Origin of the sequence: Erwinia oleae (genome assembly GCF_000770305.1) — a bacterium.
Classification (GTDB): domain Bacteria; phylum Pseudomonadota; class Gammaproteobacteria; order Enterobacterales; family Enterobacteriaceae; genus Erwinia; species Erwinia oleae.
The window spans coordinates 1-17,942 of record NZ_JNVB01000077.1; the positions used below are offsets into that span (position 1 = coordinate 1).

Sequence of the window (17,942 nt, forward strand, 5' to 3'; positions counted from 1 at the left end):
CGTGATGGTGGCAACCGTGCCGCTGTTCGCCATGTGCTTCAGCCGCCTGTTTGGCATCCAGACCCGCTGGATTGAGTGGGTCGGAATCGCCGTCGGCCTGGTCGGCATTATTTTACTGAACAGCGGCGGCCATTTAGGCGGCAATCCCTGGGGGGCCGTGATGATTCTGATTGGTTCGCTTAGTTGGGCATTCGGTTCAGTATGGGGATCGCGCATTACGCTGCCGTCGGGCATGATGGCGGGTGCGGTCGAAATGCTGACGGCGGGCGCAGTGCTGCTTGTCGCCAGCGCGTTAAGCGGTGAAAAGCTGACGGCGGCGCCTACCTTGCAGGGCTTTCTTGCTCTGGGCTACCTGAGCCTGTTTGGTTCCGTTATCGCTATTAACGCCTATATGTATCTGATCCGCAACGTCACGCCCGCCATTGCCACCAGCTATGCCTACGTGAATCCGGTGGTGGCGGTGCTGCTCGGCATCAGCTTTGGCGGTGAGAGCCTGACGTCCCGCGAGTGGCTGGCGCTCGGCGTCATTATTCTGGCGGTGGTGCTGGTGACGCTGGGGAAATACCTGTTCCCTGCACCGCCTGACGTTAAACCCTGTCAGTGAGGGAGCCATGCGCAGCCTCGTCCGCTGACATGTAGCAGGGATGAAAATTTGCAGCTTCAGCAACAGCGCTACGACTGGTGGATGCCTTTTACATTAATCTCAGCGTTGCCGCTGCCGGCAAATATCCACTCTTCGAGGCGTGAACTCAGCGCCTCGTTGTCCAGCTTCATCTTTCCGCGTAACGCGCATTCCCAGACAATCAGCACCCGCCAGCCTGCGGCGGTGAGTTCGCCGATAAAACGTTGATCACGCGCGACGTTGCCGGCGATTTTTTCCATCCAGAACGTGGTGCGCGTCGCCGGCACTTTAAAAAGATGGCAGTCATGGTGATGCCAGAAACAGCCGTGGACAAAAACAATAGCCTGATGCTGGCGCAGAACAAAGTCAGGACGGCCGGGCAGCGTTTTATCCTGCACCTCATAGCTCAGCCCCAGCTCGGCCAGCAGCGTTGCCAGCCGGTTTTCAATTGCCGTATCGCGGGTGCGAATGGCGCGCATATTTTTACTGCGGATTTCAGAAGAGTGTACGTCAGCCATGGTCTCGTCCGTGTAAGTCAGCACGTTTAATCATAGCGCGCTGTCGTAAAGAGACGACTCAGCACTGTTTTCCCCTGCTTATACTCCATGTGCGATATGCGGAGAGTGAAGCGCCATAAGAAGAACGTTTTCGTATTTGCCGCGGCGTAAAGCCGCGCCACGCTTCCGCCCCTCTTCGCTAAAACCAAACTTACGATAAAGGCTAATCGCTTTTTCGTTGTCCTCAAAGACTTCCAGTTCAATCTTCCTTGCGCCCAGCCAGTCAAAGGAATAGCTCATGCCATGACGCAGTAACGCAGAACCAACTCCTCGCCCGGCGAAGTCCGTATCGACGCCGATACCAAAGCTGACAACATGTTTGATGCGGGCATTCGGGTGCGTGAAAATCGTCAGCTCGCCTGCCACAATGCTATCCACTACCGCAACAAAGCCATATTTTCCCTGACTGGCGTATTCAGACAGTTTTTGTTTCCAGCTAGCAAGCGAAGGATAAGGGAGTTGCAGCGTATTTTCCTGAACCTCTCTTTTACTGAAAATACGCTGGTAGTCTTTCGCATCCTCCTGCTCAGTGCCACGAATAATGATGCTCATCCTTTCTCCTCATGCTTGTCAGGTAAAATCGGTGACGTCTTCTGGCAAATGGCGTTCGCTTTTTTGGCGTTACGCGCGCAGCTTTACGGCTTTGTTAATCCAGGGCAGCAGCAGCGTTGCCACGGCGGCAAAAGCGGGCACCACCACGGAATTGCCAAACTGCCGATAGGCCTGCGTATCGGAAACCGGCTGCCGGAAGCGCGGCCCGCCAGGTTGTTCAAAACCCATCAGGCGAGCGCATTCACGCGGCGTCAGGCGACGCGGGCGGCGCTGCTGATTGGCTTCATCGTCAAAATCACGTTCTCCCAGCGCACGATCCCAACCGCGATCGATCAGAATTTCCGAGCCGTCCTTGTGATAACGCGCGGAGAGCGTACGCACCACGCCGTTTTCAAGCAGAGGATCAACTAACCCGTAGCCAAATCCGTTGCCTTTTGCCTGGTGTTTTTTAGCGTACTGGTAAAGGTATTTCCACAGCGTGGGCGTGAGGATATATTTCGCGTCCACCGCCGGTTCCAGCAGTTCGCGCAACGGCGTACGGCGGGCGGGATAGTGGCTGGCAAGCGCGCGCAGGCTGAAGGTGGGCAGTTGCAGATCCCGCCGAAATCCCACCAGTACGATGCGCTCCCGATGCTGGGGTAAAAAATGTTTGCCGTCGATGATTTTAGGATCGCTGGCGCCGGTGGCTTCCGCATCAGCCACGTCATAGCCCAGCTCGTCCAGCGTCTCCATGATGATGCGGAACGTCTTCCCTTTATCATGACTCTTCAGATTCTTAACGTTTTCCAGCACAAAAATGGCCGGTCGCCTGGCGGTGATAATGCGCGCCACGTCAAAAAACAGCGTGCCCTGCGCCTCGCACTCAAACCCGTGCGCGCGGCCCAACGCATTTTTCTTTGAGACGCCCGCCAGAGAAAACGGCTGGCAGGGAAAGCCCGCCAGCAGAACGTCATGTTCCGGGATGGTGCGCACGATATGTTCGCTGGCCTGCGCCGGAGTGACCGCCGGGTTGCCGCTCAGGGTGACATCGCGAATATCCTGATTGAAAGTGTGCCGTTCCGGATCGCAATACCAGTTCGCCTTGTAGGTGCGCACGGCATATTTATTCCACTCGCTGGTAAAGACGCACTCGCCGCCCGCTGCCTCAAAACCGCTGCGCAGGCCGCCGATACCGGCAAAGAGATCGATAAAGCGAAAGGCATAATCAGGGTGATGCGGCGGCGGCGAGGGGAGAAGCTGCCTGAGCCGGGCGATCTCCGCTTCATTGAGCGCCGCTTGCGAACCTTTCCCGCTGAGCCAGCGGTTCAGCCCGTCGCGCGTCCATGCGCGATTGCCGAGCGTGGCCAGCACGGTTTTGATGTCGTAAATGTCCAGCACCTGACGCATCAGCTGACGATCCTGCTCCCACTTCTCCGCCTGAGGCTCTTTCGCCGTCACGTTCTCACGCTCGCTCATGATTGTCCGGTTATCAGAAAAAACGGCGGTCAGTTTATCACTTACTCTGCGCGATGCCAGGCGCATGGGCTATTTTTGCCGCCGCCCCGCCGTGACATTGCGCGCCACGCCGCCTAAACTGGCGCTTATCAGAAAAAACAGGAGCCCCTGCCGCCATGCAAGACATTAATCGTCCCCCGCTTCAGTTGCCAAACGGCGCAAAAAAACTGCTTCTGCACTCCTGCTGCGCGCCCTGCTCCGGCGAGGTGATGGAAGCCATTCAGGCCGCTGGCATCGATTACACCATTTTCTTCTATAACCCGAATATTCATCCGCAAAAAGAGTATTTGCTGCGTAAAGAGGAGAACATCCGCTTTGCAGAGAAGCACGGCGTTCCGTTTGTCGATGCCGACTATGATACTGATAACTGGTTTTCGCGAGCGAAGGGCATGGAGTGGGAGCCGGAGCGCGGCGCGCGCTGCACCATGTGTTTCGACATGCGCTTTGAACGCACCGCGCTTTATGCGCACGAGCACGGTTTCCAGGCGATTTCCAGTTCGCTCGGCATTTCACGCTGGAAGAATATGCAACAGATCAACGACTGCGGCGTGCGTGCGGCAGCACCCTATCCCGATATGGTTTACTGGGAGTATAACTGGCGTAAAAAAGGCGGTTCAGCGCGAATGATTGAAATAAGCAAGCGTGAGCGCTTTTATCAGCAGGAGTACTGCGGCTGTGTTTACTCATTGCGCGACAGCAATCTCCACCGTAAAAACCAGGGTCGACCGCTGATCAAGCTCGGCGTACTTTACTATGGCGATGAAGAGCAGTAGCGGCTTGCCTCAGCCAGTTTGTGCTCTGAGACAATAAAGCCCCTGGCTGGCAGGGGCTCCAATGAGCATCGTTACTTCTTCTTTTTGGTCTTTTTCAGTAGCGCGCGCACTTTTTTGATTTCGTCGAGGCTCAGCGGCGCATCCACGTCTTCGATGACGCCCTGATTGTCTACCGCCGGATGTTGAAAGGTGTTCAGGCTGTCCTGCAAACGCTGGCTGACTTCCTGGCTGAGTGTAATCTGGTTTTCAAGGGCAAAGGATTTGAGCATTTCCTTTAAAGCAGGATCGATCTTAATGGTTAAGCTCACGGTATCGTTCATAGCTGATTCTCCTGAAGAATTCACCGATACCGTAGCCCAAAGCGCCTTCATAACCTATACAGTCACAAAAATTTAATATTTCTCATTGATGGCGCTGAACTCACGCAGCACCTCTTCATCCAACGAGCAAAAGTCCCCTTTCAGCTCAGCGCACAGCTTGGCCATATAGGTCACCAGAAAGCTGGCGTTGTGTTCTGCCATCTGCCTGCCCTCTGCGGTTTGCATGGTTTGCGGCAGCGTGAGCAGCTTTTTCTGGAAGTGATCGAGCGCCCATTCGGTGTCATTCAGCGGCCTGGCGCGGCCAAGCGGATCAACACTGTCGAACATCGGTCGCCCCAGGGCGCCGGAGACGTAAAAGACGCGAGCCAGACCAATGGCGCCCAGCGACTCCAGGCGGTCGGCATCCTGCACAATTTTGGCTTCCAGCGTTTCGGCCGCCACACCTGCGCTGAAGCTGTGCGCGTGCACCGCATGTGCGACAGCATCATATTTCTCTTGCGGAAAGTCCGGGAAGACGGTGAGAAGAATACGCCGCGTTTCCGCCGCTGCCTGAGCTGACGCAAGATGACGTTCCGGATGGTTCTTCGGCAGGTTTACAACGTCGTGAAAATAGCAGGCGGTCAGCACCACCAGTTCATCGACATCATGTGCCGCCATAATGCGCTGCGCCGTTTGCCAGACGCGACGCAAATGCGCCACATCGTGCGCTTTGTCGTCCTGCGGCCAGGTTTCATGGAGCCAGTTCTCAAACCGCGATTGCCAGTGAATTAATGTCACTGCTTCCTCCTTGCTGATTTAGCCCGTGGGCCGTTTTATACCGGGCTGAGCCGCAGCGAATAACCTGCTGAATCACGCCGGTAAAATGGGATCCATGTCATGTTTATAGCGCTAATTTTCAGGATTTCACACTATTTTTCACTATTTAAGCATTTCGCTATTCAGAAAAAGTAATTGGTTTTCAGGTAAATGATGAAAGCCGGATAGCGGAAAGATTGAAACGAATGTGCTGCTGATTGAGCGATATTGAGGTAGAATTGGGCCTGTGCCATATCGGGGACGGGACGCGCTGAGTCCAGTAAACCACACTGCCATGCCCGGTGTAAGGGACTGTAAAGAAAACAGATGTCAGAAAGATGACAGGCGAGTGGCGCCTCAGGTCGTGCCTGGCCTTCGTACAGCTAAGCATAATAACGCAATCGTTTACGTTTCTTGTTTTTTTCGTTGCATATTTAAAAGCACAGCTAATGTATATAATAAATTGTTCCCGCTGACGCGCCTCCCGGCGCTAACGTTCAGACTTGTTCATATGATGTTTTTCATTACGGCGTCAGCGTGTCAGCAACCGAGGTGAATTATGAAAGAACGCCCGATTTTATTTAGCGATCAGCGGGTGCGTGCGCTGCTTTCAGGGCAGCAGACTCAAACCCGTCGTATCATGAAATCTCAGCTTATGGGTCCGGGACAGGATAATCATGAAGGCTGTTATGGCATTGACGTTATCAATAATCACCTTCAGGGTAATCGGGTTATGGGGATGGAAAACTTAAGTTATCATTGCCCGTATGGACAGCCGGGCGACAGATTATGGGTACGCGAAACGTGGCGCGGCCCGATTATCGACGCCAATGAGGTAAGCGATTACGAACGCTCGCCAACGCGGTTTAAAAACCCGCGCTATTGTCAGTATCGAGCCGACACCAGTCACTTTGTCGATCGGGCGGATCAGGAAGATCAGTCGGGATGGCAGGCGGGCATTCATATGCCGCGTTGGGCAAGCCGCATCGATCTGGAAATAGCCCGTATTCGCGTCGAAAAGATTCAGGACATCAGTGAAGATGACGTAATGGCGGAAGGCGTGCAGACCGACTCCCACTTTCTGAATAACTTTTTTACCATGCATAATGAGCCTGTTTCCGCGAAGGACGCTTACCGCAAGCAGTGGGCGCTGCAATATGGCGGCACCAGTTGGGAAGTCAATCCGTGGGTATGGGTCATTGATTTTACCCGCATTGACGCATAAACGCGCCTGCGGCGCAGGTTAACTTCACCCTGTAAAACTGAGCGGCAACATGATCAAATGGCCCTGGAAAACCCGTGAATCCGCTCCTTCCGCGCTGCCCTGGTCGGAAGCGCTCATGCTGCCCGTGCTGAGCGGACTTAGTGAGGACGAGCGGCGCTCTCTTATCCAGCTTGCCGAACGTTTTTTGCAACAGAAAAGCCTGGTGCCGTTGCAGAACCTCCAGCTTGATGCATTAAAACGCGCGCGGCTGGCGCTGCTCTTTTGCCTGCCGGTGATGCAGTTAGGCTTTGAATGGCTGGATGGCTTCCACGAGGTGCTGATCTACCCTTCGCCTTTTATCGTTGATGATGAGTGGGAAGATGAATTTGGCCTGATACATGCCGGGCGCGCCGTTCATGCCGGGCAGAGCTGGCAGCAAGGGCCGGTCGTGCTGAACTGGCTGGACGTACAGGACTCTTTCGATCTCTCCGGTTTTAACCTTATCGTCCATGAAGTAGCTCATAAACTGGATTCTCGCGGCGGTTACGCCAACGGCGTACCGCCGATTGCTCTGCGTGACGTTGCGGGCTGGGAGCAGGATCTGCACGGCGCAATGGCGGAAATTCAGGAAGAAATTGATTTAGTCGGCGAAAATGCAGCCAGCATTGATGCCTATGCGGCAACGGACCCGGCAGAGTGTTTTGCGGTACTATCAGAGTATTTTTTTAGCGCACCGGCGCTTTTTAAAGCCCGTTTTGCCACGCTTTATCAGCGCTTCACGCAGTTTTATCAGCAAGACCCCTATCAGCGTTTATCTGATGGCGATCCGGCCGTGACTGCTGCGGAAACTGATTACTAAAACGTCGGGTTGTTTTAATCGTAGTCAATTGAAAGCCTGACGCTTTTTTGCTGTTGACAGTGCTCTGCGCCCTCGCTAATATGCGCTCCATCGAAACCGATTCCTCTGTAGTTCAGTCGGTAGAACGGCGGACTGTTAATCCGTATGTCACTGGTTCGAGTCCAGTCAGAGGAGCCAAATTTAAGAAACCTGCTCACCCGAGCGGGCTTTTTTTGTCATCACAACGGCCCTGAATAAGTTTTCAGAACCAGGCCTGTTCATTCCCGGTTAACCGCAGCATTTCTTAAATTTCTTACCGCTCCCACAGGAACAGGGCGCATTCCGGCCTGTTTCTTTCCCTGCCTTACGCTTCTCAACCGCCAGCCATTGCATAATCGCAGGCACCGGATAACCCTGATTCAGCATCTCTCGCCATGCGTTCATCACCGGCGTGATGTGCTGAAAAAAATGTTGATATCCCGCGCACAGATAGCTGTGTCCGGGATGACCAGAGGGCGATACGGCGAAGCGATGTTTCGGGCAGCCGCCGTGGCAGACAAAACGGTAATCGCAGCAGCGACATTCGGCAGTTAACGTTTTGCGTTTCGCTTCGCCAAAGGCCATCGCCCGTTCGCTGTTATTCAGCGACTGAATGCTGTGCTGATGAATATTGCCCAGCAGGTGTTCCGGATAGACAAAATGATCGCAGTTATAGAGATCGCCGTTTGACTCCAGCGCAAACGCATGTCCGCAGGTTTCGGCATGAACGCAGAGAACAGGCGGCTGCCCCATCCAGGCCGCCAGCGCGACGGCAAACATCTGTACGTAGACGTTGTCCACGTCGCGCCGTACCCAGATATCAAAAATCTGGCTGAGAAACTGGCCATATTGCCATGACGGCACGGTCCACGGCGCCAGCGTCGCGGCGCTCTCACCGGGCATCACCAGGTTCAACGTGCTGGTCACGTCACTACTCATCCGTTCCACCAGCGGGATGAACTGGATATAGCGCGAACCGGCCGCCAGAAGAAATTCATACACTTCCCGCGCATGATCCACGTTATGTCTGCCGATCACCGTTAACGTGTTGAACTCAACCCTGTGGGCTTTCAGCAATGCCAGCGCGGCCATGACCTGGTCATGCGTCCCCTTCCCGGCGCGATTGACGCGATACTGGTTATGCAGATGCGCCGGGCCGTCGATCGACAGTCCCACCAGGAACCCGTGTTCCGCAAAGAAGCGGGCCCACTCATCATTTAACAGCAGGCCGTTGGTTTGCAGAGCATGTTCTGTTTTTTTGCCGTTAGCGTATTTATCACACAGCGCAATGACCCGCTGAAAAAACGGCAACCCCATCATGGTGGGCTCGCCGCCCTGCCAGGCGAAATTAACGCAATCGCTGCTTTGTGCCGCGATATGCTGGCGAATGAAGGCTTCGAGCGTCTCATCTGACATGCGCCAGTTGTTATGACGCTCAGGGTACAACGCCTCCTTTTCAAGATAGAAACAGTAGGTGCAATCAATATTGCAGACCGATCCGCCCGGTTTCGCCATTACGTGGCAACCTGCTAACGCCATGTCAGCCCTCTCCTTTCATTAAATTGAGCAATGCTGGCAGCGCAAATGACAGCGACACCAGACAAAGCGCTGCGCTGATCAATCCTTTAGCCAGCGCCGATGAGAGCGTCGACAGGTCTGTTCGATTGATAAGGGTTTGCTGCCGACGATAAGAGATAGCCATCATCAGCAACAGGATAATGCCAGCGCCACTGAGTGCGCCGGAGACAATATCACCACGGGAAAGCGCCACGCGAACCGCCGCCAGAGAGAAAATCAGTACGGTGAAAACGGTTCTTTGCCAGGCCAGCGCAGTACGTTCCGGTTGCAATCCCGCATCGCGGGGGCGAACGTTTTTGCTCATAACAGCATCAACGCGGCCAGCGTCAGTAAAATCCCCGTTGCCAGACCGCCGCTCAGCCAGACAAGTATGTGCGGTAAGGTCAGCTCGGCGTCATTACGCATGGTGCGTTCATTGAGCACCCAACGTCGCCAGGCATACCAGGCCAGCAGCGCTGCCGTGATGCCCAGTGCGGCAACCAGCCCTTCACGCAGTTGGGACGGCGCCAGATCGGGCGCAAGCTGATCGATGCCAATGGCGGCGGCCATAAACGCCAGCGCGGTGCGGATCTAGGCAAGAAACGTCCGCTCATTCGCCAGTGAGAAACGATAATCCGGCGATTTTCCCTGCGTTCGCCAGCTCACTGGCTTTCTTCTGTAATGGGCGGGCAGCCGTTGATAAGCTGCCCTGCTGAACTGAACGTTCTCCCTGTTTTCATCAACGTCTCCTTTTCCCTGTGATCAACGCGTCACCGCAACAGCAGTTAGCCGCTTCTGGTCACGATATAGCAGGGCGTCCGGCAAACAGATTGCGCCAGATCATTGATACAGAAAGTTTTGAGCTATTTTTCAGCCTTGTGTGCGCTGCATCCCTCTGACAGCGCCATCTTTTCTCCAGACTTGCCTGGCACTGAAACGCCTGCGCATTCTCCTGAAAACGGTCGGTAAGAAGAATTCAGGCATATTTACTGTGTCATACTGAGCCTTCTTTACAGGGCGAGATTGCCCGCAGCCCTTTCCCGACAACGAGATTTTTCATGTGTAATTTCCTCACGCCCGCTGCCGCTTACCTCAACCGACGCAATGAACTGCTGGCAGAACGCTCGGTGGTGGCTTCCTCGGCAGAGATCCATTTAATTAACAAAGCGCTGATGGCCAGTGAAATTGCAATGTCGACGCTGCACGAACTGGAAGGTCTGAAAACGCTTCAGCAGCGTAAAGCCCGGCTGATCGATGCTGAGGATGAACAAAGCCAGTCTGAGCTTCAGCGTTTTGAACTCGCCAGCAATCAACTGCCTCAGGTTGACGACAGCGACAGCCTCGCATTCGGTGCTTACCAGAGTGCTTTTTTTGAGCTGATTAGCCGGTTTAACTGGCAACACGCCAGCCTGGAGATGGCACAAAACGAGCTGTTTAATACCACGCTGGTTCTGTGGCTGGAAACGCTGGAAGAGCTGTTTGCTTCTGCTCATCGGCGGCTGCTGTTTATTCGCGTGGAGAAAATGCTGGCCTTTTCCATTGGCAAAATGCCGGTGCTGGGCGATGCGCCAGATGTTTGTCGCCTGCTGGTTTCCGCTATGCAAACCAGCCGTCAAAACGCGCAGGGCGATGAAATCTATTTGCAATCGCTGGAAAGCTATACCGACGTGACCAATCTTTGCAGCCGCAGCATTTTAATTTTTTGCTTTACCACTGAGGCTCTGCTGCGCGGAAAGCCGCTGCCCGATCAGGCCGAACTCAATGCAAAAATAGACACGCACTTCGCGAGCGTGGTGGATGGCACACACACGTTAACTGACCATCGTCATTAGTAAATTTTCTATTCCCTTCCCTTCTTCCTTGCATAAAAATCTGTACAATACATCTACCACCTGTACAGATTTTTTTAACATGAAATTTATTCCTTTTGCCGCAACTCATCTACGCTTAACGGTGTCTGAAGCAAAATAACCGTGACGACTCACACATTTCAGACCGATAAATTTTTTCTTCATTTAAAAGGAGCTCCAGATGGCAAGCGATTATGCCGGATACCCACGCCGTGAAACCGATCCCGGCGCAGATCAATCTCAGGTATGGAACTGGGCCCGGAACGAAACACTGGGTAAAAAACGTATTGTTGTTGCGCCGCAAAATGAGGCAGAGCTTCAGTCGATCGTGGCAGCGTGTGGCGGTAACGTGCGCATAATGGGCAGCAAGATGTCGTCGGGGCGAATGCTGAAGCTGACCGCGCCGGACGATATGCTGGTGGACCTTCATCACCTCAGCGGACTTATCGCACTGACCGAAGACAGCGCCACGTTTGCCGGCGGCACGCCGCTGCATGAGGTTTACGAAGTGCTGGCTGGCGTGGGCCGTATGCTTCCCTCCTCGCCGGGCGTTATCGCCTCACAGTCACTGGCCGGTGCGCTGGCAACCGGGACACACGGACAGGGATTGCGCCAGAGTTCGATTGCCGATGAAGCATCAGAAATTCGCATGGTGTTGGCAGATGGCAGCGTCGCCACCTTCGATCGCGATCACCCCTGGTTTCACGCCGTACAGCTTGGATTAGGCGCGCTTGGCGTGGTGACACAGGTCACCCTGCGCACGCAGCCTCTGCAAATTTACACCTGTTTCAAGAACGCCGTCAGCGCCGACACGTTGGAAGAGGATCTCCTGCACTGGAATCGCGATTTTGCGCTAAGCAAAGCGTGGTGGTTCCCGAATGAAAATCAGGTGCACGTATGGGCCGCACGTGAAGCGAGCGGAGAAGAGATCCAGCTGTATCGCGACAATAACGAAGAGCTGGTCACACAGGAAGCGACCAGCGATGCCATGAACGACACGGTGGAGCAGACGCTGGAACATATGCGCAGCGATACTAAAATCGTTGATGAAAACGGCAAACCGTTTCGTACCGTCACCCGCTTTAAAGACTTCTCCGACGTAACCGGCGACGTTTATCAGGTATTTTGCCGCGGCATCGCCACACCGCAGATCAATGTTGAAATCGGTATTCCACTGGCCCGTACGGCAGCGGTAATAAAAAAAATCAAAGCGTGGCATCAGGAAACGCAACCGCATATGCACTATCCGATTATCCTGCGCTGCACCGGCGGTTCTTCTGCCTGGCTCAGCCCGGCAGCCGGCGAGGAAACCTGCTTCTTTGGCTTTGTGGTCTACTACGCTGAGGACGGTTCACTTTCTGAAGAAGGCGTAAATTTCCTGCTGGCCGTCGAAAAACTGCTGGCCGAAGAAGGCGGAAAACCGCACTGGGGCAAATATTTTGATGCTTCGCTGTATGACTGGGCTGCGATCTATCCACAGTGGGCGGCCTTTAAGAAGGTCAGAGAGGCGCTCGATCCGCAGCATAAATTCGCTAATGCGTTTATTGATGGATTATTGAAGGAGGCGCAACGATGAAAGCATGGGCTACGCTGCTGACGCAGCCGGGGTACGCCACTGGCGTCCGCACGCTCTTCGCCTCATTAAAAAAAGTGAACAGCGCCTACCCGCTGGTGGTGATGGTGACGGCAAATATCGGTGCCGATATCAGAAAGCCGCTGGAAGAAGCCGGTTGCCTGCTGAAGAACGTCGAGCCGGTCAGCCCCGACAGCCGCCTTCAGAGCAACTACGCCAATGCACGGTTTTCAGAGGTGTGGACCAAGCTGGCCGCCTGGACGCTAACGGATTATCAGCGCATCGTTTTTCTTGATGCCGACATGCTGGTTACGCAAAATATGGATGAGCTGTTTGAGCTTCCGCTGGCGGAAGATGAGATCGCTGCCTGCCACGCCTGCCGCTGCAATCCCAATAAAATCCGCAGCTATCCGAAAAGCTGGACGCCGGAAAACTGTTTTTACAGCTACTGCCGTGGACGCGATCACACCTCTGCGCCGGACGAGGTGGACAACTACCTTAACAGCGGTTTTCTGGTGCTGACACCGGACAAGGCCGTTTTCGACGATATGATGCATGAGCTGGCCACGCTGGGGGATCTTTCCCGCTATCTGTTCCCGGAACAGGATTTTCTCAATGACTACTATCATCAGCGCTGGCGCCCGCTGCCCTACATCTATAATGCGCTGAAAACGCTGCCGCATCAGCATCCGGCACTGTGGGATGACTCTGCGGTAAAAAACATTCACTTTATTCTCGATAAACCATGGGATAAACCGCTGGATCCCACCGACCGCTATTACGCGCTGAATAAGCAGTGGTGGGACGTGGCCGGATAGATAGCACGTCCGGCACGCTTGCCGGACGTTATGGGCTAAGATACGACGCTGCTCTCCAGCCCAACCGCCAGTAATTTTTCCGCCGCCTTCCTGCCCGCCAGAAAAGCATGGTCGGAATTATAATATTCCCACTCGCTGTAGCGTCCGGCCAGCGTGATGCCAAAGTGACTCAGCCAGTGACGAATAAGCGTCACGTTTCTCTCCCGTGCATGGTCGTAAATAACATAGGCACACGGGATATCGATTTGCGTGGCGGTAAGCACCTCATCTTCAGCGGTAAACAGCCCCACCTCAATACACTCACGGATACAGCGTTCATTCAGCGCATCGCCCTCCAGCGGCAGCGGCGACGCCTGCGAATAGCTGATCTCGCAGGTCAGGCCAAAACCACCGGGGGGATTGCAGTGCGGGCTGGCATTCCCCTGCATAAAGATGCGATGAAACAGCGTATTTTCCGGGTAGTACACCCAGTGTTTGTCAGTCAGATTCGGGCGGTTAATGCCTAAATTCACACAGCGAATCGAGGTATGACGCAGCTGACCGGCGGCGTTTCTGATCTCCTCAGGTGCCTGATCGCCAATCATCTTTATCAACGCGGGCAGCGGTAACGTGCTGATAAGCTGCTCATACTGATAGTGACGCCCGTCTGCCAGCGCAACAAGATGCTGGCTCGGTATCACGCGAACGATCTCCGCTTCTGTTTCAAGCGTGCCCTTGAGCAAAGGCAGGAAACCGGACATCAGCGCCTCAAACCCACCTTTTAATGGATAACCAAAACGGGCGTTCGGACCGACGGGTTGAGATACAGGCGCCAGCGCCCCTGAAATAATCTGCCGGAGATCGGGCAGCGGAACGCGTCCGCCCAGCCATGACGTCTCCATCTCAGCCAACGGCACCTTCCATATTTTTTTGTTGTAGGGCACAGCGAAGTGCTTCGCTATTCCGCTTCCCCACGTGCGATAGATAAACTGCTCAAAGTTTTTCGCCTCTTTATCGCGCCGGGTGAGCGTACAGTCGTCGGTGGCAGGCGTGCCGCCATCAGCACAGCAATCTTCCACCTTAACCATGCCCGGTTCATACTCATCGGTCTCGTAGCGCGCTTCTATTGCGCCCATCACGCACTCGGTGATCACCCCGGCGGGCAGCCCAAACAGCGCGCCCTGAAAAGGATAGCGGGTGTAGGTTTGGTGTGACCAGACCCAGGCTTCACGGTTTTGCCAGTGGAGATTATCGCCAAGCAGGCGCTGATACATCTCCAGCACCCAGGGATCGGCGGAAAACATAATGTGTCCGGCGTAGTCAAAGGTAAATCCACCGTGTTGCTCCGAACGGCACCAGCCGCCCACGCTGCTGTTTCTTTCCAGCAGCACTGCGTCTTTTCCCAGACGCTCGGCGGCGCTCAGGCCGGTCGGCCCGGCGCCGAGGATCAGGTATTTTGCCTTCAACGCCGCCGGATTACGCGGCATGATGTCTGGTTCAGCCAGCGGCTGGCTCACGTCCTCAATGCGTACAGTCGGCATGAAAGGGTTATCGATCAGCGCCTTCATTTTTTGCACGGTGCTGTCCCACGAGGTTGCGCTGACGATTGCGCGCATGCGTTCCCCTGTACGCAGACGCTCTGCGTCCGACAGCGACAGCGCCCGCGCGCAATCAGTGATAAACGCCTGTTTGTCGCGGGCAATGAACACCACGTCGTCGTAGCCTGCCACCACGTCGGCAATCGCCGTACTGACAACGGGCAGTTCCGCTGCCATGTACTCCAGCACTTTAGTCGGACTGATAAAACGCGTGGCGTCATTCAGCGCAAACGGCATCAGGCAGACGTCCCACCCCGCCAGAAACTGCGGCAGCGCCTGATAAGGCTGCTGACCCAAATAGTGAATATTATCCCGCACCGGCAGCGTGGCGGGATCGATCTTCACCACCGGTCCGACAAAAATGAGCTGCCAGTCATTGTGCGCGTCAGCCAGCGCAGCAATCAGTTCGAGGTCCAGCCGCTCGTCGATCACGCCGTAATAGCCAAGACGCGGATGCGGTATAGCATTCTGCAACGGATGACCGTTGCTGCGATCCAGCGCCTGCTCGAAATGGATGGCGTCCACGCTGCTGCTGAAACAGTGCACGGCCGGATGCCGCGTTTTTTTCGAGGCGTAGAGGCTTGGGCCGCCGGTAAAGACCAAATCCGCGCGTTTCAACAGCGCGGACTCACGCTGTAAGAGCTGGCGCGGGGCCTGCTGGAAAGCGGAAAGTTCATCCATACAGTCGTAAATCACCCGCGACGGCGTGAACTGCGTTAACAGCGGCAGCGCCATCGGCGTATAAAACCACACCACGGGTTTCGCCTCTGGCGAGCACAGCTCGCCCATCAGCGGCTTAAGCTCTGCGAGCTGATCGTCATGAAACCCCGGCTGCTGCACGCTGGTATGCGGCCGCGCAACGGTGATATTGGCCGCCGGCCAGCTATAGTCAAACCCGGCTTCGCCGGCGCGAAAAACCGGCTCCTCGACAAACACAATGCGGTAATACCCGGCGAGCCGCGTCAGCAAATGCTGCGGACGTTGAAACACAAAATCCCAGCGCAAGTGGCTGAAAACGATCATTTCAGGCATATTCATAGGTGTTTTCTCTCTTATGTTGAGCTTCACATTGAAAAGGCGAAGCGATGCCTGCGCGGCCTCAAGCGCCCTGGCGAACGGGTGATTGAGCGTGCGGGTAAAAGGGTCATGGTGGGTGGCGGCGACATCCCATAATCCGCTGTGATGCCAGGTGCCGTGATCCCAGTCGGGCCGATCAACCACCGGATAGAGACAAATGCCCGTCAGGCTGACACCATCAAGCAATGCCTGCGCGACTTCATCAGCAATGTGCTTTATCCATGCGCCTCTGCCGCTGCCCACGTGGCTGGTCTCCGCCAGCAGCACGGGCCGACCGTAGCGCTGATGTAATTTTTGCAGCATCTGGTGCAGCGGGATGCGTCGTGGGTCGCCAAGGTGCCAGCCGAGCCGCTGGTTGGAGAGGAATTCCCACTGATTGTCGTGATAATAATTTGCGCCGATCAGATCGAGATAACGCGGCGCGCCGCCCAACTCCGGGGCCAGCCTGCCGGCGATCATGTCCCACGCCTGATACTGCGCCTCGCACGCGGCATTCACCTGCGCGCGATCGACAGCCATCTCAGGTGGCGCAACAAGATGGATTATCGGATCGCAGTGCAGAAAACGCGCGCGGGGATCGGCCTGCCAGATGGCGTCGCAGCCCGCTAACAGTGCGCTGACCAGCTGGCGCTTGCAGCGTTCCCCCGCGCCGTCGGCGGGTGCACAGGAAGAGGGGAAATAGCCTTCCCCCAGCGCCCAACTGGTGAATGAGATCTCATTTACCGGCGAATAAATGGGGGCCTGCTGGTCATAGAAAGGCGCCAGAAAGCGTGCCAGCGCGCCGCAAAACATGGCAAAACGGTGGACAAAGCGTCGGTCAAAAATATCGGTTTCTTCCGGCCAGCCGTAGTGCATAACCGTCCAGCATACCTGTACGCCCGTCTCCTGTGCCGCCAGCATGCGGATCTTAACGCTGCTGAAGTCATAGCCCTCGGGAAAATCGCAAAGCCGCCAGCCGACGCTTTCACGCACTGTTGCCATTCCCAGCGCACGCAGCGCCCGGTAGTCCTCCACAACCTTCTGTAAATGGCCGTTAGCAGTGATCATCGACAGCGGTGCGCCCTGTCGCGTCACGTGATCGGCCCCTTCAAAACCCGCCTGCCAGAATGAAGCAAATTCCGCCATACACCGTCTCCGTCTGTGAAAACACGAGGCATGCCTGAACGGACGCGAAAAAAACGCGCCGCCCGAAAGAGGAACTGACTCTGCAAGGAATGCAGTGAGAGGGAATTAGCATCTGGCGCTATCGCGGCGCGATAACGGAGGGGCTAAGGAAAAGGAAAGTCGCTTGTTGTTATTAAGTTCAGGCAGCGCCTGGTGCGCTTTCCTGTTTCAGTGTAGGCGTAACCGGACAGAGCTGCGCAGATTTTAAACAAAAAGTGAGCCGGCGCAATATGGCCCTCCTTACCGTGGGAAGGGCCAGCGAGGTTACTGCGGAAAATCCGTGCCAAGCGTGGTTTCTTTCCAGGCTTCAACCTGCTCAAGACGCTCTTTGAGTTTTTTGCTCACCGCATCAAAACCGAAGGCGCCCATCACCAAATGACGCGGTGGATTTGTGCTTTCAGTGAGGGCAATCATCGCCTGCGCCGCCCGCACCGGATCGCCGGGCTGAGTGCCGCTGTAGCCAGAGGTGGTTTTCATGCGGGCAGCGGCGGTTTCTGCGTAGTCATCAATGTGGCTGGCGGTCTGGCGCAGCGAGCGGCCGGCCCAGTCGGTTCGAAACGGCCCCGGCTCCACGCAGGTGACATCAATGCCCAGCGGCGCCACTTCCGCCAGCAACGAGTCAGACCACCCTTCAACGGCATGTTTACTGGCTGAGTAGTAGCCGGAAGAGGGAAAACCGATCAGACCTGCCACGGAGGTGATATTGATAATGTGACCGCTTTTCGCCTGGCGCATCACCGGCAGCACCGCGCGCGTCATCGCAAACAGGCCAAAGACGTTGGCATCGAACTGCGCGCGAATCTCCGCCTCGTCACCCTCTTCCACCGAGGACTGATAGCCATAGCCTGCATTATTGGCCAGCACATCAATAGTGCCGAATTTTTCCTGCGCCGCCCTGACCGCCTCATCAATCTGCTCGCTGCGCGTCACATCCAGCGTTAACGCCAGAGCGCTCTCGTCTGATCCCGCAACGATATCGGCGATTTTTGCTTTGTCACGGGCGGTCGCTACCAGACGATAGCCTTTTTTCAGTACCTCTTTTGCCAGCTCGCGGCCGAAGCCGGTGGAGCAGCCGGTAATAAACCAGACCGGTTTTTTATCTGTCGTCATCTTTTTTTCCTCATATTTACAG

General features: G+C 55.4%; 16 protein-coding genes, 1 tRNA gene and 1 pseudogene. 8 read left to right on the forward strand and 10 right to left on the reverse strand.

Annotated features, from left to right (window positions below):
* On the forward strand, positions 1 to 604 hold a 604-nt coding region (gene yedA, locus GS12_RS19185; RefSeq protein WP_034949770.1), incomplete at its 5' end, for a drug/metabolite exporter YedA.
* Between the two features lie 68 nt (positions 605 to 672).
* Here yedA and GS12_RS19190 read toward each other — a convergent pair.
* From GS12_RS19190 to GS12_RS19200, 3 genes are all read right to left on the reverse strand, one after another.
* Positions 673 to 1,140, reverse strand: a complete 468-nt coding sequence (locus tag GS12_RS19190; protein WP_034949772.1) for a very short patch repair endonuclease — start codon at positions 1,138 to 1,140, stop codon at positions 673 to 675.
* 78 nt (positions 1,141 to 1,218) lie between these two features.
* Complete coding sequence (locus tag GS12_RS19195; RefSeq protein WP_034949776.1) at positions 1,219 to 1,731, reverse strand: GNAT family N-acetyltransferase; 513 nt, start codon at positions 1,729 to 1,731, stop codon at positions 1,219 to 1,221.
* Between the two features lie 69 nt (positions 1,732 to 1,800).
* A complete protein-coding gene (locus GS12_RS19200; protein ID WP_034949801.1) occupies positions 1,801 to 3,186 on the reverse strand; it encodes a DNA cytosine methyltransferase in 1,386 nt (461 codons plus the stop codon).
* 155 nt (positions 3,187 to 3,341) lie between these two features.
* Between GS12_RS19200 and GS12_RS19205 the strand changes: the two genes are divergently transcribed.
* On the forward strand, positions 3,342 to 3,998 hold the full coding sequence (locus GS12_RS19205) for an epoxyqueuosine reductase QueH (RefSeq protein WP_034915713.1): 657 nt from the start codon (positions 3,342 to 3,344) through the stop codon (positions 3,996 to 3,998).
* A 71-nt stretch (positions 3,999 to 4,069) separates the two neighbouring features.
* Here GS12_RS19205 and GS12_RS19210 read toward each other — a convergent pair whose 3' ends face one another.
* The gene (locus GS12_RS19210; protein WP_034915715.1) at positions 4,070 to 4,318 is read right to left on the reverse strand and encodes a TraY domain-containing protein; all 249 of its coding nucleotides are present in this window, start codon (positions 4,316 to 4,318) and stop codon (positions 4,070 to 4,072) included.
* A 72-nt stretch (positions 4,319 to 4,390) separates the two neighbouring features.
* Positions 4,391 to 5,095 (reverse strand): phosphohydrolase, encoded by a 705-nt coding sequence (locus tag GS12_RS19215; protein ID WP_034949778.1) that lies wholly within the window; start codon positions 5,093 to 5,095, stop codon positions 4,391 to 4,393.
* A 577-nt stretch (positions 5,096 to 5,672) separates the two neighbouring features.
* Here GS12_RS19215 and GS12_RS19220 point away from each other — a divergent pair.
* From GS12_RS19220 to GS12_RS19230, 3 genes are all read left to right on the forward strand, one after another.
* Positions 5,673 to 6,338, forward strand: a complete 666-nt coding sequence (locus GS12_RS19220; protein ID WP_034949781.1) for a hypothetical protein — start codon at positions 5,673 to 5,675, stop codon at positions 6,336 to 6,338.
* Positions 6,339 to 6,387: 49 nt separating this feature from the next.
* Positions 6,388 to 7,176 carry a DgsA anti-repressor MtfA gene (mtfA, locus tag GS12_RS19225; protein ID WP_034949783.1) on the forward strand — a complete coding sequence of 263 codons (789 nt, stop codon included), beginning with the start codon at positions 6,388 to 6,390 and terminating at the stop codon, positions 7,174 to 7,176.
* Between the two features lie 101 nt (positions 7,177 to 7,277).
* Positions 7,278 to 7,353, forward strand: a tRNA-Asn gene (locus tag GS12_RS19230).
* Positions 7,354 to 7,443: 90 nt separating this feature from the next.
* Here GS12_RS19230 and GS12_RS19235 read toward each other — a convergent pair.
* The 3 genes and pseudogenes from GS12_RS19235 to GS12_RS19245 form a co-directional block, all read right to left on the reverse strand.
* A complete protein-coding gene (locus GS12_RS19235) occupies positions 7,444 to 8,733 on the reverse strand; it encodes an anaerobic sulfatase maturase (RefSeq protein ID WP_034949786.1) in 1,290 nt (429 codons plus the stop codon).
* A 1-nt stretch (position 8,734) separates the two neighbouring features.
* The gene (locus GS12_RS19240) at positions 8,735 to 9,076 is read right to left on the reverse strand and encodes a DUF202 domain-containing protein (protein ID WP_034949789.1); all 342 of its coding nucleotides are present in this window, start codon (positions 9,074 to 9,076) and stop codon (positions 8,735 to 8,737) included.
* A pseudogene (locus tag GS12_RS19245) lies at positions 9,073 to 9,417 on the reverse strand (YidH family protein). Before GS12_RS19245 ends, GS12_RS19240 begins: the two are co-directional and overlap by 4 nt.
* Before the next feature lie 392 nt (positions 9,418 to 9,809).
* On the opposite strand from GS12_RS19245, the gene GS12_RS19250 reads away from it, so the two are divergent.
* The 3 genes from GS12_RS19250 to GS12_RS19260 all read left to right on the forward strand — a co-directional run bounded on the left by GS12_RS19250 (position 9,810) and on the right by GS12_RS19260 (position 12,992).
* A complete protein-coding gene (locus GS12_RS19250; protein ID WP_034915727.1) occupies positions 9,810 to 10,583 on the forward strand; it encodes a hypothetical protein in 774 nt (257 codons plus the stop codon).
* A gap of 199 nt (positions 10,584 to 10,782) precedes the next feature.
* The gene (locus tag GS12_RS19255) at positions 10,783 to 12,177 is read left to right on the forward strand and encodes a D-arabinono-1,4-lactone oxidase (RefSeq protein ID WP_034949791.1); all 1,395 of its coding nucleotides are present in this window, start codon (positions 10,783 to 10,785) and stop codon (positions 12,175 to 12,177) included.
* Positions 12,174 to 12,992, forward strand: coding sequence for a glycosyltransferase family 8 protein (locus tag GS12_RS19260; protein WP_034949794.1), 819 nt, complete (start codon positions 12,174 to 12,176; stop codon positions 12,990 to 12,992). Before GS12_RS19255 ends, GS12_RS19260 begins: the two co-directional genes overlap by 4 nt.
* 35 nt (positions 12,993 to 13,027) lie before the next feature.
* On the opposite strand, the gene GS12_RS19265 is transcribed toward GS12_RS19260, so the two are convergent.
* The gene (locus GS12_RS19265) at positions 13,028 to 16,771 is read right to left on the reverse strand and encodes an NAD(P)-binding protein (RefSeq protein WP_034949796.1); all 3,744 of its coding nucleotides are present in this window, start codon (positions 16,769 to 16,771) and stop codon (positions 13,028 to 13,030) included.
* A gap of 303 nt (positions 16,772 to 17,074) precedes the next feature.
* The gene (locus tag GS12_RS19270; RefSeq protein ID WP_034949799.1) at positions 17,075 to 17,920 is read right to left on the reverse strand and encodes an oxidoreductase; all 846 of its coding nucleotides are present in this window, start codon (positions 17,918 to 17,920) and stop codon (positions 17,075 to 17,077) included.
* Positions 17,921 to 17,942: the final 22 nt, after the last annotated feature.